The following is an 18,268-nucleotide window of genomic DNA, read 5'->3' on the forward strand; positions in this document are numbered from 1 at the left end:
CGCCGCCCGGGACGGAGTACGGACGGCGGGACGATCAGGCGGCGCGCGGCCGGCCGGGCTTCACCTTGGCGGCCTCGGCGATGGTGGGGAGGTGGTAGAGCGGGCGGTCGTCGTCGAGTCGAACCCGCTCGATCTTGCCTCTGCTCTCCCAGACGCGGATGGTGCCGGGCTTCACGCCAGCCACGCGGGCGGCCTCCCAGAGGTCACCGAGGTCGCGTTGGTAGAGGTCGTACAGCTCGGGGTTGGGGAAGGTCGGCACGACCACCTCCCCGGTACGAGCGAACCCCCGCCGGTGCGTTCACGGCGGGGGTTCGGGTGGCCCTTGTGATGGGTGTTCCACCATCAATTCCGGAGGTTACAGTTTGAGCGATCAACTAGCAAGCGTGACTACGCGTCGTCCGCTGCGAACCAGTTCTGTCCATCGGGAACCAGCGACTGCGTCCACGCGGGCGCTCCGTAGGAATTGCGGAGTCCGACGATGTGAGACTGCAGCGTAGGACCGGGATGAAAGTACTCGCCGCTGGCCCGCAGTTCGGCGAACTGGCGGTGCCGTTTGGTCTCGGTCTCCTGGCCGCCGGGCTCCAGGGCGAGGACCTCGTTAGGCCTGATGGTCGTGAACCGCTGTGCCAGGTCTGCCGTGTATCCGATCTTGATGAGGTGACCGCAGCGGACGTAGTAGACCTTCCAGGCGTCCCGCACGGCGAGGACCCGGGCCCGCAGTTGCTCGTCCCTGCCCTCTCCTTCGACCTGATCCTCTTCGTACTTGCGACGGCCGAGCTGGGTCGCGATCTCGACGGCCCTGTCGTCGATCTCTACGCCGGAGATCTCCATGCGCCGCAGGGTGATGAGGATGTAGGAGCGGGCCGGGTCGTCGTGGGCCACCTTGTCCGAGTGGGGTATGCGGTCGCCTTCGTTCGAGGAGCGGTCGCCACCGAATGCATTGCGGGCCATGCGGTCATTCTCCTTCAGAGTCCTCGCGCGTCGGCGAGTTCGGCGGCCCGGCCGAGGGCGAGGACGACGGGCCGCGGGCCGCGCTGGGCATCGTTCCACGACGGCACGGTCTCCCCGCCGAACTCCTGCCGCACGATCTCCAGCAGGAGTGCGCAGGCGTCGTCGGCCTGGTCCCGGCTGTCGGCCTCGATGCGGATGGCGCCGATGGCGCAGCGCCGGCCGTCCTCCCGGAGCGCCCCGCGCGCCCAGCCGTCGGTCTCGATGCGGACCCGGGCCCGGTGGAGGAGGGCGGCGAGCGGTGTCCGGTACGGGCTGGGGGCGGCCGGCGGAGGGGTGTCGACGGGCAGGCGGATGACGTCGGCGAGGTCGAGCTGGGTGGTGGCGATGCGGGCGTCGACGGCGAGGGCCGCGAGCTTCAGCCGCTCGTCGAACGTCAGGGGCCGGGGCGGGCTTGTCGTTGGGGCGGTGATCGTGGTCATGTGGGTCTGCTCTCTGCGCTGGTGCGTGGATGGGTGGCGGGGCGCCCCTGGGTTGCTGGCAGGCTTCAAGGGGCGCCCCGGCGGGGCTAGCCGCGCTGGCGGCGCATCTCGGCGGCGATCTCGTCGGAGTTGGCTCCCGCAGCGAACGCTCGCTTGATTGCTTCCATCGGGATGCGCGGGTTGGTGAGGCAGTCCGGGCCGCCGTGGGCGAGGCACTCGCGGGCGGCTTCCTCTACAGCCTTCTGCTTGTCGGGCACGGGTGTTCCTTTCGTTGGGCTGGCTGGTGGTGGGGTCTATCGGCGGCCGGCCTTGGCGCGGTCGCCCGCGCGGAGCCGGTCAAGGACGCTCTGCGAGCTGGGGCCGGCGACCTGCGGTCCGGGGGTGCCGATCTCACGCCGGTCGGGCTTCTTCTCGTAGACGGTGCCTTCCTGGGCGAGGAGGCCTTCCGCGGAGAGATGGCCGGTCATCAGGTTGCCGGTGATCGGGGAGCGCCAGTCGAAGGTGTGGGCGGCATACAGTTCGGCGTCCTCGTAGGGCGCGACCCTCTGGGCGGTCTTGCGGATCGTGTAGACGGTCGTGCCCTTGCGGATGAAGCGGTTGAGCTCCTTGGCGCCCTTGCGGGTGGGTTCCCAGCTGCGTCCGGCCATGAGTGATCTCCTGTCAGATTTGTGGTGGTTTATACCCGCTGATCAGGTCTGCTCAGCGGGAGTCGTTGCAGGTCAGGGCTGCTCTGGGGTCTGATCAGGGGCTGCTCAGAGCAGTGGGTGAGCAGGTCGTGAGCAGCCGTCTGAGCGGCTGTGACCTGCGGGTTTGTGGTCTGATCAGGGCTGAGCAGGCCCTGATCAGGGGTGCATACTTCGCGTAACGGTCACAGCAGGGCGGTGAGCTTCGCGAGCTTGTAGCCCCGCGGGTTCTGCTCGTCACCGAGCCGGCCGAGCGTCTCCGGCGCCCCGGCCCCGGCCTCCTTGAGCCGAGTCTTCAGACCGTCGACGGTCCAGTGGTCGTAGGCGCCCTCGTAGTCCCGGAGGGCGAGCAGGAGCGCCTCAGTCTTCATCCGGTCGACGCCCCTCTTCTCCATGACAGCGACCGCGTCCTCGACCGTGACGCGAGCCGATCCCTCGGCCGCCGCCCCCTCGGCGGGGTCGGCGTCACACAGGCGGAGCAGCTGCTCCCAAGTAAGGAGTCGCGGCAGCGCCGTGCCCAGGTCCGGGAGATCGACGTCGGCCATGGCGCGCAGCGAGTCCTGGTCGGGCTCGACGAGTCCGGCGTCGCGGCGCTCCGCGGCCAGCTTGCGCAGCGTGTCGGACGGGGTCGGGTGGATGGCGTACTCGATGGGCTCGTCGGCCATGCCGGGCACGCCCTGCACGAAGACGTGGCCGGCGTCCTTGGGATCGGTGTCGGTGGCCGGGGACAGCTTGTGCGGCAGCCAGCCCTCGGCGACGGCGCCGTCTCCGAACACGGCTCGGGTGTCGCCGACCTTGCACGGCCCGACGGCCTTGAGGGCGATCATCTGGGCGATGTTCTCGCCGAGGTACAGCTTGGTGCCGCCCTGCGAGGCGATGATCAGCGTGACGGCTTCCTTGCGGCCGACGAGGAGGAGTTCGAAGGCGAGCCGCTTGGCCAGCTCGGAGCCCTTCGGGAACTCGTCGAAGATGACGGTGAAGTGCGGGTGCTCCTTGCTGATCTTCCACTTCTTGCCCATGCCGAGCTTGGCTCGCAGCCGGGCGCGGCCCTTGGACAGCATGAGGAAGAACAGCAGGACGTTCTCGATCTGCTGGTGGCTGCGCCCGGTGACGCGGACGGCGTCGTAGAGGTCTTCGAGGCCGTCGCCGTGGGGATCGAGGTCGATGGTGATGTTGTCGTAGCAGGCGGTGGTGACTTCGCCGATGGCCTGCAACATGCCGGTCTTGCCACCGCCGGATGCGGCGACGACGAGGCCCATGACTCCGGCGAGCGCGGCCTCCAGCGGGTCGCCACCGACGGAGGTGCCGAGCCGGGACTTGTCGGTGATGCTGATGGACTTGGGTGCCCGGTAGGGCAGGCCGGGGGCCGTGGCGAACGGGTTGCCTTCGACGAGGCGAAGGATGGCGCAGGCTCGGCGCTCGACCATGGGCTGCGGCCGGACGCCGTTGGTGGGCAGGTCGAAGCGGGTCTCCAGTCCGCCGGCCTTGGCGATGATCGCCTCGGGGGTGTTCTCGCCGACGCGGACCTTGCACTGCCAGCCCCACGGCTGCCGCTCCATGTCCCACACCTCGACGACGGGCACGTTCTCGGCGACCATCGCCAGCAGCACGCACACCGCGGCCTGTTGCGGGGTCTCGGCCCGGCGGATCGGGACCGGCTTGGCGCCTTCGGGCAGGTCGGTGAGGGTGACGGAGCCGTGGCCGCGGATCGTGTCGTCGGCGGGCAGGCCAAGCACGGTGTCGGTGTCGGGCTGGCTGCGGTCGCGGCCGTGGAAGGCACCGAGACCCCAGGCGCCGAGCCCGGCTACCAGGTCGAGCCACAGGCTGCCGGTGACAGCGCCGAAGCCGACTCCCCCGGCGACCGCCCCGGCGACGCCGGCGGACTTGCCGGTGAAGGTGAGGCGGTGCCGCCGGTATTCGTCCCGCAGCTCGGCGCGGCGCTCCTTCAGCTTGGCCTCGCTGTGGACGTCGCCGACGGCGTCGCGGATGGCCCGGTCGGTGGAGGCGATCAGCTGCGGGTAGTCGTCGCGGAATCGGGTGAGCCAGCGGCGGCCGAGCTCCCGGTAACCGCGAAGCGTGTGCGGCAGCAGGGCCAGCTGGGCGACGCGGTTGGTGTGGCCGGCGACCTTGCGCACGGAGTCGAGCCGCTTCGGGCCGGCCGGTTCGTCCTTGAAGACGGGCGCATCGGCGACCGGCGGAACGAGGGTGAGCGTCGGGCGCTCCTCGGGCAGCGGGGTAGCCATCACTTCTCCTAGTGAGCGTGGCCGTTGACGGCGACGTGCTTGCGGGCGGTGTCGGCTGCGGCGACCTTGGCGGCCTGGTGGTAGGGAGCGGTGTCGCCCTTACGCCTGACGGGCGGAACGGGCTTGAAGCGCGGGCCATTCTTCGGCGTCTTCTGCTGGCCGCTGGACGGCCTCTCAGAGGTGGGGGGGATTTGGTTCGCCACCTGCGAAGATCCAGGCACGGACAGGAGCGCTGAGGGGGCCGGGTGAAGCCTTGTGAGGAGGCGCCCGCGGACGCTTATCGGGGCCCCATTCGCTTCGTCCATCGCTACGGAGAGCGAGCGGCGGGAGGCAACCTGCTGAGCGTGCAGAGCCGGGGTCATGCAGGGGGTGTCCGTGCCGTAGAAGATCTCCCACGCGGCGGCGAACGCCTTCTCGAAGTCGAGCGTGCCGTAGGGGGCGGCGGACACCAGCCGGCGGGCCAGCTTCACCACGTCCTCGTGGTCCTTGCGGCGCTGCTTGGCGTGCTTCACTCGGGCCTTGGCCTCAGCCCGCCGCTTACGCTCCGCCGAGTCGAAGGTCAGCGTGGTCACCCACTGGCGGACCTCGAAGAACAACGGGCCGAGCAGGGACACCGCGGCCAGGCCGTAACCGACAGCCGGCGCGGTCTGCACGCCGTATCCGTAGTTGATCCAGGCGGCGTATCCGGCGGCAGACAGGCACATGGCGCGCAGCAGCCACCGCACCCAGGCGGGCAGCCCCTTCTCGTCGGCGTACATGACCCCGAAGGCCGCCACCCAGGCCGCGCCCTCAAGCGCGAAGGGGACGGTGATCAGCATCAGGGAGATGCCAGCGAAGTGCGCCACCTGCGCGGGCAGCGACGCCAGCACGGAGGCAGTGACCAGGGCAACGGTGCCGCGCGAGTACAGGGCGCGGGCGGTGGTGTTCTTCGCCCAGGCCTGGGCGCGTTCCCGGCGGCGCTCACGCTTGTCGCGGCGCTTCTGCGCCTTAATCTCCCGCTCTTCCTCTCGGTCCATGCGGCGCTCGTCGCGGCGCAGCCTGGCGTCGAACACGCGGTCCTCTCGCCGCTGCTGGGCACGCTCATCGAACCAGCTGCTCACGGTGATCGGTTCCTTCCTGCTCTAGCTGGCGGTGACGCGGGCGCGTCGGTAGGTGCGGGAGTCCTCGCCTTGGCGGGGGCCCGGCTCCGGGGTGATTCCGTGCCAGGTGGATCCGCCGGGTCCGGTGGACTGCCAGGCGCGGGTCGGCTTGGGGCCTCGGTTGTCGTCGGTGCGGGCGGCGCCGCCCTCGACTTGGTTGCGCCACTTGGCCATCAGTCGGCCACCACCTGGGCGGGGGCGGGCCGGTTGCGGAGCCAGGCGATGACGCCGAGGCCGAGCCAGGCCGGGCCGGGGATCAGGCCGACGATCACGGCCAGGCCGGTGACAGCGGCGCCAATCGGGGCGGCGGCCGGCGGCCACAAGCCGATCGCGACGAGGTAAAGCCCCAAGAGGGCGACGGCGATGATGCGGAGCATGGCGACCTCACAGGTCAGATACGGGTGGGTTCCTGCGCCAGTTCTCCAGGGCCCGCGTGCGAGACGCGGGCCGAGGGCAGCCGGTCAGAGCGGAGTTAGGAGCGGCGCTTCAGCTCGTCGTTGATCTCCTTGAGCCTGTGCTGGTAGCTGGCCATGTTGGTGTCGGCGTACATGTGGGAGCTCGGCGGCCGGACGGCGTCGAACTTCTCCTCGGCCGCGATGGACTTCTTCACCGTCTCGGCTTCGGCGCGGAGTTCGGCGGTGGAGGTGCGGTTGCTGAACAGGCCCATGAGGGCTCCTCTCGGTTGGGGTGGAAGCGCTGGCGCGGTTCCCCTCACCGCCCGCACAACGTCGGGCGGATCGGGCAGCCGGTCAGTCTGCGCAGTTCGGGCAGTTCGGGTCGTCGCAGAGTTCGATGCGCCCGCAGCCGATGGCCTGCGACACGCGGTTCGCTGCCCGGCTGCCTCGCTCGCCGGCCAGACTGCGGCCGACCTGCTGAAGGCGGCGGGCGGTCCGCTCCTGTGCGCTCATGGGCTCGTCATTGCGGTTGCGTCGGAACATCGGGGGTCCTTCCTGGGCCGGGCCTGTCCCGGCTCCCCTCACCGCCGGTGCGGGACCGGCGGATCGGGCAGCCGGTCAGGCGGCGGCCGGGAGGTGCAGGCCGTCGAGCTCGTCGACGAGGCGGGGGCCGAGCGGGGTGACGGAGTCGACGGCGACCGCGTGGTCGCGGATCAGCCGGCGCTGCTCCGGGTCGGCGTCGATGTAGGCGGCGATCAGGCGGGCACGGTCCTGGATGGACATGGGGGATCACGGATCCTCTCGGGATCGAAGGGCTGGGGGTGGATGGTCAGGCGGTGGCGGAGGTGATGGAGGCGAGGACGTCGTCGACGTGGTCGGCGGGCAGCTGGCCCTGGTCGATGGCGGCGAGGGTCCGGAAGCCGGCGGCGATGCGCTCCAGCTGCCCGGCGAGGACGGTCGCGTCGGCCGGCGTACTGCCCGCTGCGGCCTCGTACCGGGCGGCGGCCTCGTGCAGCTGGCCGGCGGCGGCCTTCGTGACTCGGGACATGACGGATCTCCTCGGCTGGTCAGGCTGGGATGGGAGGGGGTGCCGCGGCCGGCTGGCGGGGGATGGGTGAATGCCGGCCGCGGCGGTATGGGGGCCCTACTTGGGCAGGGGGTGCTCGCTGCGGCCATTGACCTCGGCGAGACGGCGATGCATCTCGGCGCGCCGCTCGGCGCTCACGACGCGTCCCGGACCGCGCGCAGGCGACGGACACCCGGCTCGGGTCGGGGCCGGGGCGCCGCCGCGGTGGCCGGGACGAACCAGTGCCCGAGACGCTGCCGGGTCACCGGGTCGATGACCGTCACCAGCACGGACGGCGACTCGCCGTCCCATGCGGGCAGGCCGGCCACGATCTCCTGCGCCGTCGCCTGCAACAACTGCAGACGCTCACGCTCGCCGCTCACGACTGCACCTCGTCGTCCATCGGCGGGTAGATCGAGGCGCGGATCGCACCGCGGACACCGTCGCGGTCGCCCTGCCGCCAGAACTTGGCGTACAGGCGGGTCACACCACCTGAGTCGGTCCGCTCCGGCATCACGTCGGCACCCAGGTACTGGGTCCACGCTGCGAACGCGGCCCGCTGTTCGTCAGGCGTCGACGTCAGCGAGTCGACGTCCCCGACCAGTGCGCCAGACACGGGGATCGACCAGGAGACGGCAGGAAGGTCGGCCTTCAGGAACTCACCGAGCGCCTGGTGGGCGGCCCGCTGCCAGCGGCGCATGTACTCCTGCGAGGCCATCACGCCACCACCACGAGGTAGCTGTCGGAGGCCAGGTCCATGACGACCTCGGCGGCGACACCCTGGCGGCGCTGCTGCTGCGCGAACTCCTCCGCCGGCCAGCTGCCACGCGGGGCGCCGGCCGGGAACCGCTCCAGCACCTTGCGCTGCGGCTTGACCGGCTCGGCGGTGCGGACCGGGCCCTGCGCTGCGAGACGGGCCGCCTGTTCGGCCGGCGAGTACGTTGCGGTGCTCATGCGACGACCGCCTTCGCCTCGGCCGCCTCGTTGTGCAGGCGAGCGGTGCGGGCGTTCTCGTCGAGGGCATCGGCCAGCCTGCGCAGGTCGGCCGCCGCTGCCTCCGCCATGTCCGGCGTGAGGTAGGCGTCGACGGAGCCGGCGTCGCCGACGACGACGTGCGCGGCCCGCATCTGCGGGTCCGACGACATCGGGTCCGAGCCGACCGTCGCGCTCAGCGTGTAGACCGGCTTGTCGCCGTTGAAGAACGACCCGACCTCGACGGCGAACGCGTCGCCGGTGTGGTTGAGGTCCTCCAGGAAGTGGACCCACTCGCTGATGTGGTTCGTGCGGCACCAGTCCGGCTCCGACACGAAGACGATCTTCTGGTCGGGGCCGGGGGCGCCGAGCGCGACCGGGGCGAGGTGGTGGCCCGGCGCGACAGCCGGGATGGAGGTGGGGTGATTGGTGCGCACGGACGCACCGCTAAGCTGGTCTGCAGCCATCAGGGTCTCCCTAGCAGGTACCTGATCGGTTAGGCCTCGGTCAGCGAGTGGAGTCGCTGCGCCGAGGCCGTCTTCGTTTGTGGGTGCCGGTGGAGCGGCAGTGATGCCTTCCGGGGGTGGAGCCCCGTCGGCTTCAAGAGACATCTTGGAGCGGCGCGAGCGACCCTGTCAAGGGGTCTCTTGTAGTGGCAGCATTTCGCCCCTACGCTAGGTGCATGACAGAAGCGCTCACCTCCGCCATCGAGTCCGAGACGGGACGACTCGCACAGATTCCCGACGCCGTCGAGCGCTTCCATGCAGCCCGGAAGCTGCGCGAAATCCTGACCGCCGCAAACCGCCAGACCCAGGAGGTCGAGCGAGGCGCGGTCAGTGAACTCAAGGAAGGCCGACCCTGGCGTGTGGTCGGCGAGCTTCTTGGCGTGTCCGGCTCTCGGGCCGAGCAGATCGCCAAAGGGCGGTAATCGGGTTCGGTCCATGGCTACAAGGTGACATCGCGGAGTCACCGGCCGCGACGACATCGCAGGCGACATTCCGGCGACATCCCGCTACCGTGAGTGCATGACCACCCCTAACTCCACGCTCCGGGCGGTTCGCATCTCCATGATGCTCAGTCAGGACGACTTCGCCACCGCGCTCCGAGAGGCCGGCGCGCGCGCCGGATCCCCAATCGAACCCAGCAAGCGGCTCGTTCAGCGCTGGGAGTCCGGCGCCATCGCCGCCCCCAGCCCCCGCTACGCCCGCGCCCTTGAGGCCGTCACCGGCATGCCGATCGACACCCTCGGCTTTGCCTCCCCAGCCATGGCCCGGGTTGCCGAGGACGGCTCCGGCGGCCACGACGTCCACCCATCGACAGCTGGCGTAGCCGCGCCCGTCCCCGGCCCCACCCCGGCGGCCTCGCCGCGGGCCCACTACAGCGGCGTCTGGCTGTCGCGCTACGAGTACTTCTCCAGCGGCCGGGACTCCAGCTTCATCGGCATGCACTACGTCGTCGTGCTCCAGCACGGCAACCGGCTGACGGTCCGTTCGCTGCCGGAAGCGTCCTCGAACCCCGACTCGCCGCTGACGATGGACCTGACGGTCGACGGCAGCGTCATCACCGGCACTTGGGTGGAGCAGACCGCGACCGACGGCTACTACCGCGGGGCCCGGTACCACGGCGCCATCCAGATGCTGGTTGAGCCGACCGGCACCCGCATGGCCGGCAAGTGGGTCGGCTTCGGCAAGGAGATGGACATCAACACGGGGCCGTGGGAGCTGCGCCTTGAGGACCCATCCACCAACCAGAAGACGATCGGTAAGTACAGCCGGAGGCCCGAGTGACCCGGCGCCCGTACAAGAACATGCCGGACCAGGGCCGCACCAGCTTGTACCGCCTGCTCGACGCCGCAGGCCGACTCTTGTACATCGGCATCTCCTGCAAGCCTGAGAAGCGGTACGACTCGCACCGGTGGCACAAGCCGCACGCGTGGCGGCACGACATCGCCAGCTACACGAATGAGTGGTTCGACACCCGAGAGGAAGCCGAGGCCGCCGAGATCACGGCGATCCGCTCCGAGCTTCCGCTGTACAACCGAATGCATCACCCAGACTGCGATGACGAGCCCTGGAGCGGCTACCCGAAGTCAGCCGCATGATCCTTCGCCCCCAGCCTGCTGGCTGGGGGCGTTGTCGTGCGCCCCGCCATGCGCCCTTGTGGCTGTACTGCCCCGCCGTGACCGTGGTTTGCGGTTGCTGTTGTCCTCAACGCGAGGGGGATTGCATGAGGCGGGGTTGGAACGATGCGACCGGCTGGCTGCTGCTCGGCCTGGCGGCGGTGCTGGAGCGGGTGATCGCGAGTAAGACGGCGGTAGCCCAGTGGAAGCTGCGCCGGAACCAGGTCGTGCGGGCAGCACACCGGCGGGGTGTATCGGTGGAGGTGCTGGCGGCGAGGCTGGGGCTGACGCCGAGCTGGATCCGGAGCGTCATCCGGGACCCGCGGAAGGCCGCGCTTGAAGAGGCCGCCTGACCGGACATGCGTAAAGGGGCCCACCGCCCGGATGGCGGTGGGCCCCTTCGTCATGCGGTGCGCTCGATGGCTAGGCAGTCGAGGTTGTCGGCTTCGAGGTCGATGGCTTCTGCGGCGCCGCGGAGGCTGCAGTCGGGGTCGTCGGCGAGGTTGCGGCAGGATTCGGCGATGGCGCGGAGGAGGGCGACGACGGCGTCGGCTCCGATGTAGGCGTGCCCGTCGGTGGCGGTGACGATGGGCAGCTGGCTGGTGGCGTGCTCGACGGGCTCGTCGTCGGTCATGCCGCCCGCCTGGTGGGGGTGAGCTTGAGCATCTCGCCGTGCCCGTATTCGCTGCCGCAGTGCCGGCATTCGATGCCGTCCATGTCGAGGCTGACGCGGAGTATCTGGCCGCAGCGGCAGGCGACGGGGACGCGGACGGGGGGCTTTTCGGCGCCGGTGGCGGTGCGGCAGCGGCGGACGATCGTCCACGTCTCGTCGGCGAAGTCGGCGAAGGCGGGGTGTTGGCCGGCGGCCCAGGCCAGGTTGAACCGGAGGGTGCCGACGGCGTGGTTGAGGCGCTGCTGCAGGGTGCCGGTCTCGTCGACCGTGGCCCGGCCGTAGGCCTCCCAGTCCCGAACCCAGCCTTCGAGGGGGCCGAGGACGGGCCCCCGCTCGGTCATCGCGTTGAGTACCTCCAGCCGGACCGGCAGCGGCGCTGTGCGGCTCCCGGACACCACGGGCCCGCCGGATCCACTCCCGGGGTGCAGTGAGTCGGCGAGGCGGGCGTACAGCCCTTCCGGTCCGGCGAGCGCAGCCAAGTTGGCGGCCACGCGTTCGGCGCAGGGCCGGCAGGTCTGCGCTTCGTCGTCGTACAGGGCGGCCGAGCAGACGATGCAGATGCGGGCGGCGTCCATGGCGGGCTCCTTGGTGCGGGTGTGCGGGCGGGGCTAGAGCAGGTCGCCGACGACGTGGACGTCGACGATGCGGTGGTACTGGCGGGCGGTGACCCCTTGGTGGCGGAGGTCGCGCCAGCGTGGGCCGGTGGGGTCGGCGAGTTCTTCGGCGCCGCGCTGGCAGAGTTCCTCCCAGTCGGACCAGAGCGGGTCGCAGTCGCCGAGGGTGAGCTGGACGGTCACGGCGTCTCCCGGTAGCGGTGGTCCCAGGCGAGGTGGGGGCGGAGGATGTCGAGGGCGCGCTGGATCGGGGTGGGTGCGGGCGGGGTGTCGGGGTCGATGAGCTGCCACTCGATGGCGAGCTCCCTGGCGAGCGTGACGGGGGTGGCGATCTTCCGGGCGGCGGTCACTCGCCCTCCTTCTCCAGCGGCCAGCGCCGGTCGTGGGCGGCGGCTTCGGAGTCGGTCGGCCCGGCCGCGGGGTCGGGGGCGGGCGGGTAGAGGACGGCGCGCCAGCGGGCGACGGTCTTCTCGGCGATCCATCCGGTCTGCAAGCAGGGCTCTCCGGGGTGGCCCTTGTGAACGAAGTGACTGAGGACTTCGTGCAGGGTCGTGCGGGTCTCTGCGAGCCGCTGCTCGGCGTCGCGGAGTTGGTCGCCGAGGAGCTGGCCGTGCGGGAGGATCACGCCGAGGACGGCGGTGACGAGTTCGTCGATGATCCGGAGTTCCTCCGGCTTGAGCAGCATCCGATCCATGGCGAACACCGGGATCATGGCGCTGGTGAGTTGCTCGCGGAGCGCGGACTTCTCGGTCATGCTGCTGTCTCCTGGCTGGTCTGTCGTCGGTTGCTGCGGCGTGCGGCCCGGTAGGCGATCTCGCCCTTGGCGCAGTCGTCGCAGGGGGTTTCGTGGCGGCGGAGGTGGGCGGTGTAGCCGGCGTGGTCGCCGTGCCGTTGAGGCCGTCCGTCGAGGAGGCCGGCGCGGCAGCCGAGGAAGACGGCGTGCGCTGCGGAGGTCGCGCCGAGCTTGGCGAGGATCTGCTTGTTGATCGAGCCGACGCCGTTGATGCTGATGCCGAGGTCGGATCCGATGCGTGCCCAGGGCTGGCCTTCGGCGATGCGCTTGAGCACATCCAACTGTCGGGCGGTCAGCGGGTTCACGGTCGCCTCCCCTGCTGGGGTACGAGCCGGCCGCGGCTGTTGAGGATGCCGTCGGCGCGGGCGAGGAGAAGCAGGGCGCGGCGGATGACTGCTCCGGCTCGTTCGCCGCGGCGGGCGTAGGCGTTGAGGATGGCGGCGCTGCCGTCGTCGGGGATCCAGCGGATCGGGGTGCGGGTCACTGCTGCTCACCGCCTGCCGTGGTGCGCCAGTCCTCGACAAGTTCGAGTACCAGGGCCGCGCGCTCGGGGTCGTAGCCGATGACCTTGTACAGCACCTGCTCGGCGATGTTGACGTGGTCGGCGTCCTGCATGCGGGTCCCCCACCATCCGCCGTTTGCTAGGACTGTGAGGGCCATGAGGGTGCGGGGTGGGGCGGTGTCGACGACGATGCCACGCCCTTGGTGGCGGCTGAGTTGGATGTCGGTGGGCTCGGTCATGGGTCTGCTCCTGGTGGTGGGCGGGGTGCGGGCTACGGCTGGGTGTTGAGGGCGCGGGCGATCGCGAGGGCGCGGACGGACGGCGCGCCGGGCCCGGTGGTGAGGAACGCTTCGCGGCCGGCGGGGTCGTCGCGGAACACGTCGGCGGCAGCGCGGACCCCGGCCTCGTAGTAGCGCGCGGCTTCATCGAGCCAATCAGCCAGCAGGAGGCCGACGGTGGGGTCCATGGCGGCGATGTAGTCCGCGTCGGCGCGGCCCTGGTCACTGTCGTCGGCTTCGACTCCGGCGCCCGGACTGCTGAAGCTGACGCTCCACCCGTAGTCCCCGATGCCTGTTTGCCGCCATGGGCCGGGTGTTGCTGCGGTGGCGAGCGTCCGGAGCTTTTCGGCGGCCTGCTTGATTTCGTCGGCGGGTGTCACGGTGTCTCCTCGATGCTGGATTGGCGTGGCGGGGGCTGTGGGGCGCTGTGAGGGGCTGGACCCTCCGGGACTGCCCGCGCGGGGAGTTCGTGGCTTAGGCGGGCACACAGGGCCGCCTGAGGCTCCGCCGTGGGGTCGTGGGCGGGCACGACCCCACGGCAGGCAGACGGTCAGACGGACGGCGGGGGCATGTAGCCGTCGAGCGCGGCGGCGATCCGCTTGGCCGCAGCACCCCGAGTGATCTCGTCGTCCGGGGACGTCAGCTCCGACGTCGCTTCGAGGCTGTCGTGCAGAGCACGCACCCGGTCGACCGTGGCTCGCAGTTCAGCGTTCTCCCGGCAGGCGATCTCGTAGTGGCGCTTCTCGTCCCTCAGGGCGTTCGCCACGTTGACGGCCAGCGACGCGAGCTGGGTGCGCGCCTCGCTGTTCGTGGGCTGCTCGCCAGCCAGCCGACGCAGCTCGGCCGGGCACTCGGCGGCCGTGTAGTGCATCGCGCCCTCCCCGCAGTCACACGGCCCGGACAGTCCCTCATCGTCGGTCGCAGGGGGCGGGCCGCTCATGATGCGGTCGATGAGGGTGAGGGTGTCGCGGGCTTGGTCGATGGCCTGCACGCGGACCGAGGCTTTGATGGTCAGCTCGCACAGGCGACGTACCTCGGCGAGCGCGACGGCGGCCCGATCCACCTGCTCGGGCAGCACGGCCAGTACCGCGTCGGTCAGGGCGTCCACGTCGTAGGCGCACAGCGCACACCGAGCATCGAACCGGTGGTTGCGGTGGTCCGCCTTCACGTTGAGGTCGGCGTAGTCGGTGCGCCGGGTGGTGAGCAGCGCCTCGGCGATGCGGTCGCGCAGGGCGTCCCGGGCGGCGGGCGACTGCGCCGCGTCGGCGGGGTTCATGGCGGACTCCAGCAGGAGCCGGGCCGTGATGTGGTTGCCCGCTCGCAGCGCGACCAGCGCGCGGGCGACAGTGGTCCGATCGACCGCGGGGCCGGGCTGTCCGATCGGGCACTCAGGGTGCGGGTGGACTTCCTCGCCTTGCTCCTCGTAGCAGTGGCCACAGTCGAGCAGGCGGGCGGGCTGGGCGGTCACGAGTTCCTCCGGGCGCGGCGGGCGGTCATGCGATCGCGGATCTGATCGGTCGTGGGCTTGGTCCACTGGTGAAGCCCTGCGGTGGGGTGCCACTGCTCTCCGTGGTGGTGTTGTTCGTCGCCGCACCAGCGGCAGCCGTAGGGCGTGGCGGCCGGGTCGTCGGCGGTGGGGTCGGGCTGGTTCATCGGGGCTCCAGGTGCTGGGTAGGGTTCGGGGTGCACGGCCGGCCGCATAGCCCGCGGCCGGCCGTCGTCGCGCGGGAGGTCACTCGTAGATCCGTGCCGTGGCTTCGCGGTGCCGAGCCGCCCGGATCTCGTCGACGGTCATGCGGCGAACTCGCGCGCGGCTGCGGTCGTCAGCCTCGAACGCGGTGATCACCCAGATGCCGGGGCTCAGTGGCCCGGTCTGCTTCTCGATCTCGATGGGGTCGCCGACGCTCAGCTCCTGCAGCATCACGTCGCCGCCGTCGAGTTCGATCTGGTCGGCGTTGATGATGGCGGTGTCGTTCATGGGGTTCCTTCCGGTGGTAGGCGGGTGGTGGGCGGCCGTCGTCGTGCGGGGCCGGCTCACGCGGAGGCGGGGTGTGCGGTCCGCGGCTGGCGGCAGTGCTTGCAGTTGGCGAGCCGGCGCTTGGCGTCGCTGACGCCCTGGTACTCCTTCTCGAAGCCGGGGCAGGCGGGCTCGTCCTCGGTGACGGACTCCAGCAGGCTGTGCAGCTGGTCCCCGGCGGTGCTGACCTGGCTGGCCCAGATCTGGCCGAGGTCGTCACGGACCGCGGCGGCTTCCTCGACGGTCAGGGCGACGTGGACGGTGCCGTTGCTGGTGCGGTTGATCTGCATGGTGCAGGTCTCCTTGGGTGCGATGGTGTGTGGTGATCAGGCGCCGGGCCGCGACTGGGCGGCGGGGTCACTCGCTCCAGCCGATGAGGCGGAACTCGGCGCCGTAGCGGTCTTTCAGCTCCTGCATCGACACGGCCTGCTCGCTGGCCCACACGAGGCGAACAACGCAGTCAGAGGCCGGGACCGTGCGGTACTCGCCGTAGAGAAGCCCTTCCTCGTCGACGTACACGGCGTCGTGGTCGTCGGTGGGGCGCTCGGTGGAGGGGGCGATCCCGGCTTCGACGGCGGCGCGGAGCCAGGCGGCGGCCTCGTTGGTCAGGTACTCGCGGAGGCTCGGGTCGAGGTTGTCCCAGGCGTCGGCGGCGGTGGCACCGTAGCCGTTGCGGTAGCGGGCTTCGGCGAGCTGTCGGATGCGGGGGTCGGTGGTCATGTCTGGTCCTTGTCGGCTGGCGGGTCAGGCGGCGGGGTGGCGGGCTTCGTCTGCGTCTTCCTCGGCGCTCCATCCGCAGGTCCAGATGAAGCCGCAGGTGGGGCAGCGGTAAGTGGCGAGGATGGAGCCGGGTCCGTTCGGTGTGACCTTGACGGGCGCTATGGCGGGACTGTCGTCGGTGAGGCAGCGGTCGCAGGTGTCGCGGTAGTGCACGGCGGTTCCCTCTCGGCTAGGTGTGGGCCATGTCGACGAAGCGGGAGTAGTGGCCCTGGAAGGCGACCGTGATGGTGGCGGTGGGACCGTTGCGGTGCTTGGCGACGATCAGGTCTGCCTCGCCGGCCCGCGGGGTTTCCTTGTCGTAGGCGTCCTCGCGGTGCAGGAGGATGACGATGTCGGCGTCCTGCTCAAGAGACCCCGACTCGCGCAGGTCCGAGACCATCGGTTTCTTGTCCTGCCGCTGCTCGGGCCCGCGGTTCAGTTGCGACAGGGCAACGACGGGGACCTGGAGGTCCATGGCGAGCGTCTTGAGGCCGCGGCTGATCCGGGAAACTTCCTGCTGCCGGTTGTCGTTGCGGCCGAGGCTCTCGCCGCCCATCAGCTGCAGATAGTCGATGACCACAAGGCCAAGTCCGTGCTGCCGCTGGACGCGTCGACAGTGGGAGCGGATCTTGGCGAGGGTGACGCCGGTGTCGGGGACGATGAACAGCGGCGACGACTGCATGTCCTTGCCCGCCTCGACAAGCTTGTCGATCTTGGCGTTGTCGAGTGGGCCCTTGGTCTTCATCCAGTGCAGCGGATAGCGGGCCTGCGCGGACAGGAACCGCTTCTCCAGCTCCTTGCGGCCCATCTCCAGGGAGAAGAACAGGGTCGGAACGTCGTTGCGGATGGCGGCGTAGCGGGCGAAGTCGCCGGCAAGCACGGACTTGCCCATGGCGGGGCGGGCTGCGATGAGGACGAACTGGCCGGGCAGCAGGCCGCCGGTGAGGGAGTCGAAGTCGGTGAAGCCGGTCTTCAGCCCTTCCTTGGGGCCGTTCTCCCGGATGTCGACGACCTCGGCGACGGTGTCCATGATGTCGACGCCGACGGCCAGGTCGTCGTCGGCCGCGTCGGTGAGGCCGGCGAGTCCTTCGAGGGTGTCGTAGGCGTCCTGGATCAGCTCGTCCGGGGAGTGCTGGCGGCTGTGAACGCCGCGGGCCATGCCGGTGGACGCTTCGAGGATCTTCCGGAGGATGGCCTTCTCGTGGACGATCGCGGCGTGCGTGCGGGCCTCGCCGGAGATGACGACCGAGTTGACGAGCTCGAAGAGGTAGGCGCGTCCGCCGCAGCGGGTGAGGTCGCCGTTCTTCTCCAGGCGGTCGCCGAGGGCGATCGGGTCGTGGGCTTCGCCGTGGCTGTGGAGTTCGACGATCGTGCGGAAGATCGTCTCGTGGGCGGGCCGGTAGAACTCGTGCGGCTGGAGGAGTTCGGCGACGTCCTCGGTGGAGCGGCGGGAGGAGATCATGTCGCCGAGGAGTGCCTTCTCGGCGTCGAGGTCGAACGGCGGCTGCTGGCCGTCGGGCTGCTCGTCGAAGTCGTAGGTCACGATGCCTTCCTGAAGTCGGTGCCGGTGAACTTGATGAAGGTGGAGCCGCCGTCGGCGAAGCGGGATGTGGTGCGGGGGCCGAGGGGCTCGAGCGTCGGCAGGTTGGTGGAGATCAGCGTGGGCAGCTGGTTCTGCCAGCGGACGTCGATCAACTGGGCCATGGCGTCGACGGTCCACGGGTACAGCTGGGTGGCGCCGAGATCGTCGAGGGCGACCAGCGGGGCCTCACGCCAGGCCTGCAGCTTGTCGAGGTTGGCCGGCCGGTCGGCGGCGGCTTTGAACTCGAAGTCGCTGACGAGGTAGTAGCGGCCGTACCAGCCGCGGCGGATCAGGGTCTCGCCGATCTTCCACAGGTGCCAGGTCTTGCCGGTGCCGGGGGTTCCGAGCAGCAGCAGCGAGGCGCGGGAGCCGTCGAGGTAGTCGCTGATCCACTTGTTGACGTCGGGGTGGACGGGTCCGTCGGCTGCGAAGGCGGCGGGCCGGCGGCCGAGGTAGCGGTCGAGGGTCTGGTTGCGGATCTCGTCGCGGGCGGCGACTCGTTCGGCGTCGTAGCGGGCTCGCCGTTCGTCGGCGGTCGTCATTAGAAGGGCTTCGCTTTCTCGTAGTCCTCTGCGGTGGGCGCGGGGGCGGAGGCGCCGGTGGCGGGGTGCGGCCGGTTGGGTGCGGTCCAACCGCCGGAGACGGCACGGAGCGGCGGCAGGTCGGGCTCGTCGTCGTAGCAGCCCTTGTTCAGCCAGTTGGCCGGGAACTTCGTGTACTGGGGGTCCTTGCCGGCGCGCTCGCGGGCGTAGGCCTGGGCGGCGTCGACGATGCGCTTCGGCTCTACGCCGCGCTCGATGGCTGCGATCCACGCCTTCTTGGCTTCCTCGCGGTCCTTCTTCTTCGGGTAGTTGCTCCAGAAGGCACCGAAGGCGGCGAGGTGATGGTCCGTCTTCTTGCTGCTGATCTCGCGGATGGAGGCGTCACCTGTAGAAGAAGTGTTCTTCCTAGTGTTCTCACCGTGTTCTTTAAGAGACGTACCAGCGTGTGGTACGTCGGTGCG

Annotated in this window: 39 protein-coding genes; 4 read left to right on the forward strand and 35 right to left on the reverse strand. The window is 70.3% G+C overall.

Annotated elements, in window-relative coordinates; translation table 11 throughout:
* Nucleotides 1-34: 34 nt before the first annotated feature.
* From FHS34_RS38635 to FHS34_RS38715, 17 genes are all read right to left on the reverse strand, one after another.
* Nucleotides 35-259 (reverse strand): MerR family transcriptional regulator, encoded by a 225-nt coding sequence (locus FHS34_RS38635; protein ID WP_184974515.1) that lies wholly within the window; start codon nt 257-259, stop codon nt 35-37.
* 128 nt (nt 260-387) lie between these two features.
* A complete protein-coding gene (locus tag FHS34_RS38640) occupies nt 388-951 on the reverse strand; it encodes a hypothetical protein (protein WP_184974517.1) in 564 nt (187 codons plus the stop codon).
* 14 nt (nt 952-965) lie between these two features.
* On the reverse strand, nt 966-1,430 hold the full coding sequence (locus FHS34_RS38645; protein ID WP_184974520.1) for a DUF6197 family protein: 465 nt from the start codon (nt 1,428-1,430) through the stop codon (nt 966-968).
* A gap of 86 nt (nt 1,431-1,516) precedes the next feature.
* A complete protein-coding gene (locus FHS34_RS38650) occupies nt 1,517-1,687 on the reverse strand; it encodes a hypothetical protein (RefSeq protein WP_184974522.1) in 171 nt (56 codons plus the stop codon).
* A gap of 36 nt (nt 1,688-1,723) precedes the next feature.
* Nucleotides 1,724-2,077, reverse strand: a complete 354-nt coding sequence (locus FHS34_RS38655; RefSeq protein WP_184974524.1) for a hypothetical protein — start codon at nt 2,075-2,077, stop codon at nt 1,724-1,726.
* A gap of 221 nt (nt 2,078-2,298) precedes the next feature.
* Nucleotides 2,299-4,356, reverse strand: a complete 2,058-nt coding sequence (locus tag FHS34_RS38660; protein WP_184974527.1) for a hypothetical protein — start codon at nt 4,354-4,356, stop codon at nt 2,299-2,301.
* An 8-nt stretch (nt 4,357-4,364) separates the two neighbouring features.
* A complete protein-coding gene (locus FHS34_RS38665; RefSeq protein WP_221510017.1) occupies nt 4,365-5,456 on the reverse strand; it encodes a hypothetical protein in 1,092 nt (363 codons plus the stop codon).
* 21 nt (nt 5,457-5,477) lie between these two features.
* Nucleotides 5,478-5,669 carry a hypothetical protein gene (locus FHS34_RS38670; RefSeq protein WP_184974530.1) on the reverse strand — a complete coding sequence of 64 codons (192 nt, stop codon included), beginning with the start codon at nt 5,667-5,669 and terminating at the stop codon, nt 5,478-5,480.
* Nucleotides 5,669-5,872: a hypothetical protein gene (locus tag FHS34_RS38675; protein ID WP_184974533.1), complete on the reverse strand. Its 204-nt coding sequence runs from the start codon at nt 5,870-5,872 to the stop codon at nt 5,669-5,671. Before FHS34_RS38675 ends, FHS34_RS38670 begins: the two co-directional genes overlap by 1 nt.
* Nucleotides 5,873-5,967: 95 nt before the next feature.
* Entirely contained in the window at nt 5,968-6,162 is a 195-nt protein-coding gene (locus tag FHS34_RS38680; RefSeq protein ID WP_184974535.1) for a hypothetical protein, read from the reverse strand.
* A gap of 82 nt (nt 6,163-6,244) precedes the next feature.
* The gene (locus FHS34_RS38685) at nt 6,245-6,433 is read right to left on the reverse strand and encodes a hypothetical protein (protein ID WP_184974538.1); all 189 of its coding nucleotides are present in this window, start codon (nt 6,431-6,433) and stop codon (nt 6,245-6,247) included.
* A gap of 75 nt (nt 6,434-6,508) precedes the next feature.
* The gene (locus FHS34_RS38690) at nt 6,509-6,673 is read right to left on the reverse strand and encodes a hypothetical protein (RefSeq protein ID WP_184974541.1); all 165 of its coding nucleotides are present in this window, start codon (nt 6,671-6,673) and stop codon (nt 6,509-6,511) included.
* 46 nt (nt 6,674-6,719) lie between these two features.
* Complete coding sequence (locus tag FHS34_RS38695) at nt 6,720-6,938, reverse strand: hypothetical protein (protein WP_184974544.1); 219 nt, start codon at nt 6,936-6,938, stop codon at nt 6,720-6,722.
* Between the two features lie 173 nt (nt 6,939-7,111).
* Nucleotides 7,112-7,339: a hypothetical protein gene (locus tag FHS34_RS38700; RefSeq protein WP_184974547.1), complete on the reverse strand. Its 228-nt coding sequence runs from the start codon at nt 7,337-7,339 to the stop codon at nt 7,112-7,114.
* Nucleotides 7,336-7,674 (reverse strand): hypothetical protein, encoded by a 339-nt coding sequence (locus FHS34_RS38705; protein WP_184974550.1) that lies wholly within the window; start codon nt 7,672-7,674, stop codon nt 7,336-7,338. Before FHS34_RS38705 ends, FHS34_RS38700 begins: the two co-directional genes overlap by 4 nt.
* Nucleotides 7,674-7,814, reverse strand: coding sequence for a DUF8839 family protein (locus FHS34_RS44430; RefSeq protein ID WP_505383596.1), 141 nt, complete (start codon nt 7,812-7,814; stop codon nt 7,674-7,676). Before FHS34_RS44430 ends, FHS34_RS38705 begins: the two co-directional genes overlap by 1 nt.
* Before the next feature lie 92 nt (nt 7,815-7,906).
* Nucleotides 7,907-8,395, reverse strand: coding sequence for a DUF6907 domain-containing protein (locus FHS34_RS38715; protein WP_184974553.1), 489 nt, complete (start codon nt 8,393-8,395; stop codon nt 7,907-7,909).
* 215 nt (nt 8,396-8,610) lie between these two features.
* On the opposite strand from FHS34_RS38715, the gene FHS34_RS38720 reads away from it, so the two are divergent.
* The 4 genes from FHS34_RS38720 (at nt 8,611) to FHS34_RS38735 (ending at nt 10,400) form a co-directional block, all read left to right on the forward strand.
* Entirely contained in the window at nt 8,611-8,856 is a 246-nt protein-coding gene (locus FHS34_RS38720; RefSeq protein ID WP_184974555.1) for a hypothetical protein, read from the forward strand.
* Between the two features lie 97 nt (nt 8,857-8,953).
* Nucleotides 8,954-9,715 (forward strand): helix-turn-helix domain-containing protein, encoded by a 762-nt coding sequence (locus FHS34_RS38725; protein WP_184974557.1) that lies wholly within the window; start codon nt 8,954-8,956, stop codon nt 9,713-9,715.
* Nucleotides 9,712-10,029: a GIY-YIG nuclease family protein gene (locus FHS34_RS38730; RefSeq protein WP_184974560.1), complete on the forward strand. Its 318-nt coding sequence runs from the start codon at nt 9,712-9,714 to the stop codon at nt 10,027-10,029. Before FHS34_RS38725 ends, FHS34_RS38730 begins: the two co-directional genes overlap by 4 nt.
* Nucleotides 10,030-10,154: 125 nt before the next feature.
* Nucleotides 10,155-10,400 carry a hypothetical protein gene (locus FHS34_RS38735; protein ID WP_184974562.1) on the forward strand — a complete coding sequence of 82 codons (246 nt, stop codon included), beginning with the start codon at nt 10,155-10,157 and terminating at the stop codon, nt 10,398-10,400.
* Between the two features lie 50 nt (nt 10,401-10,450).
* On the opposite strand, the gene FHS34_RS38740 is transcribed toward FHS34_RS38735, so the two are convergent.
* From FHS34_RS38740 to FHS34_RS38825, 18 genes are all read right to left on the reverse strand, one after another.
* The gene (locus FHS34_RS38740; RefSeq protein WP_184974565.1) at nt 10,451-10,681 is read right to left on the reverse strand and encodes a hypothetical protein; all 231 of its coding nucleotides are present in this window, start codon (nt 10,679-10,681) and stop codon (nt 10,451-10,453) included.
* Nucleotides 10,678-11,295 (reverse strand): radical SAM family protein, encoded by a 618-nt coding sequence (locus FHS34_RS38745; RefSeq protein ID WP_184974568.1) that lies wholly within the window; start codon nt 11,293-11,295, stop codon nt 10,678-10,680. Before FHS34_RS38745 ends, FHS34_RS38740 begins: the two co-directional genes overlap by 4 nt.
* 33 nt (nt 11,296-11,328) lie before the next feature.
* The gene (locus tag FHS34_RS38750) at nt 11,329-11,517 is read right to left on the reverse strand and encodes a hypothetical protein (RefSeq protein ID WP_184974571.1); all 189 of its coding nucleotides are present in this window, start codon (nt 11,515-11,517) and stop codon (nt 11,329-11,331) included.
* Nucleotides 11,514-11,684, reverse strand: coding sequence for a hypothetical protein (locus FHS34_RS38755; protein ID WP_184974575.1), 171 nt, complete (start codon nt 11,682-11,684; stop codon nt 11,514-11,516). The genes FHS34_RS38750 and FHS34_RS38755 overlap by 4 nt, the downstream gene beginning before the upstream one ends.
* Nucleotides 11,681-12,088: a hypothetical protein gene (locus FHS34_RS38760; RefSeq protein WP_184974577.1), complete on the reverse strand. Its 408-nt coding sequence runs from the start codon at nt 12,086-12,088 to the stop codon at nt 11,681-11,683. The genes FHS34_RS38755 and FHS34_RS38760 overlap by 4 nt, the downstream gene beginning before the upstream one ends.
* Nucleotides 12,085-12,432, reverse strand: coding sequence for a LuxR C-terminal-related transcriptional regulator (locus FHS34_RS38765; protein ID WP_184974580.1), 348 nt, complete (start codon nt 12,430-12,432; stop codon nt 12,085-12,087). The genes FHS34_RS38760 and FHS34_RS38765 overlap by 4 nt, the downstream gene beginning before the upstream one ends.
* The gene (locus FHS34_RS38770) at nt 12,429-12,611 is read right to left on the reverse strand and encodes a hypothetical protein (RefSeq protein ID WP_184974583.1); all 183 of its coding nucleotides are present in this window, start codon (nt 12,609-12,611) and stop codon (nt 12,429-12,431) included. Before FHS34_RS38770 ends, FHS34_RS38765 begins: the two co-directional genes overlap by 4 nt.
* The gene (locus FHS34_RS38775; RefSeq protein ID WP_184974586.1) at nt 12,608-12,868 is read right to left on the reverse strand and encodes a hypothetical protein; all 261 of its coding nucleotides are present in this window, start codon (nt 12,866-12,868) and stop codon (nt 12,608-12,610) included. Before FHS34_RS38775 ends, FHS34_RS38770 begins: the two co-directional genes overlap by 4 nt.
* A gap of 32 nt (nt 12,869-12,900) precedes the next feature.
* Nucleotides 12,901-13,287: an ead/Ea22-like family protein gene (locus tag FHS34_RS42065; protein WP_221510023.1), complete on the reverse strand. Its 387-nt coding sequence runs from the start codon at nt 13,285-13,287 to the stop codon at nt 12,901-12,903.
* 170 nt (nt 13,288-13,457) lie between these two features.
* The gene (locus FHS34_RS38785) at nt 13,458-14,375 is read right to left on the reverse strand and encodes a hypothetical protein (protein ID WP_184974588.1); all 918 of its coding nucleotides are present in this window, start codon (nt 14,373-14,375) and stop codon (nt 13,458-13,460) included.
* Nucleotides 14,372-14,560: a hypothetical protein gene (locus FHS34_RS38790; protein WP_184974591.1), complete on the reverse strand. Its 189-nt coding sequence runs from the start codon at nt 14,558-14,560 to the stop codon at nt 14,372-14,374. Before FHS34_RS38790 ends, FHS34_RS38785 begins: the two co-directional genes overlap by 4 nt.
* 79 nt (nt 14,561-14,639) lie before the next feature.
* On the reverse strand, nt 14,640-14,885 hold the full coding sequence (locus FHS34_RS38795; RefSeq protein ID WP_184974595.1) for a hypothetical protein: 246 nt from the start codon (nt 14,883-14,885) through the stop codon (nt 14,640-14,642).
* Between the two features lie 56 nt (nt 14,886-14,941).
* Nucleotides 14,942-15,214, reverse strand: a complete 273-nt coding sequence (locus tag FHS34_RS38800) for a hypothetical protein (protein ID WP_184974598.1) — start codon at nt 15,212-15,214, stop codon at nt 14,942-14,944.
* A 67-nt stretch (nt 15,215-15,281) separates the two neighbouring features.
* Entirely contained in the window at nt 15,282-15,644 is a 363-nt protein-coding gene (locus tag FHS34_RS38805) for a hypothetical protein (RefSeq protein ID WP_184974601.1), read from the reverse strand.
* A gap of 24 nt (nt 15,645-15,668) precedes the next feature.
* Nucleotides 15,669-15,857 (reverse strand): hypothetical protein, encoded by a 189-nt coding sequence (locus FHS34_RS38810; RefSeq protein WP_184974604.1) that lies wholly within the window; start codon nt 15,855-15,857, stop codon nt 15,669-15,671.
* Nucleotides 15,858-15,873: 16 nt separating this feature from the next.
* Nucleotides 15,874-17,226, reverse strand: a complete 1,353-nt coding sequence (dnaB, locus tag FHS34_RS38815; protein ID WP_184974606.1) for a replicative DNA helicase — start codon at nt 17,224-17,226, stop codon at nt 15,874-15,876.
* The gene (locus FHS34_RS38820; protein ID WP_184974609.1) at nt 17,223-17,807 is read right to left on the reverse strand and encodes an ATP-binding protein; all 585 of its coding nucleotides are present in this window, start codon (nt 17,805-17,807) and stop codon (nt 17,223-17,225) included. Before FHS34_RS38820 ends, dnaB begins: the two co-directional genes overlap by 4 nt.
* A partial coding sequence (locus FHS34_RS38825; RefSeq protein ID WP_221510018.1) for an LvrA C-terminal domain-related protein occupies nt 17,807-18,268 on the reverse strand: 462 nt, incomplete at its 5' end. The genes FHS34_RS38825 and FHS34_RS38820, both read right to left, overlap by 1 nt.

This window comes from Streptomyces echinatus (assembly GCF_014203595.1).
In the GTDB taxonomy this organism is placed as follows: Bacteria; Actinomycetota; Actinomycetes; order Streptomycetales; family Streptomycetaceae; genus Streptomyces; species Streptomyces echinatus.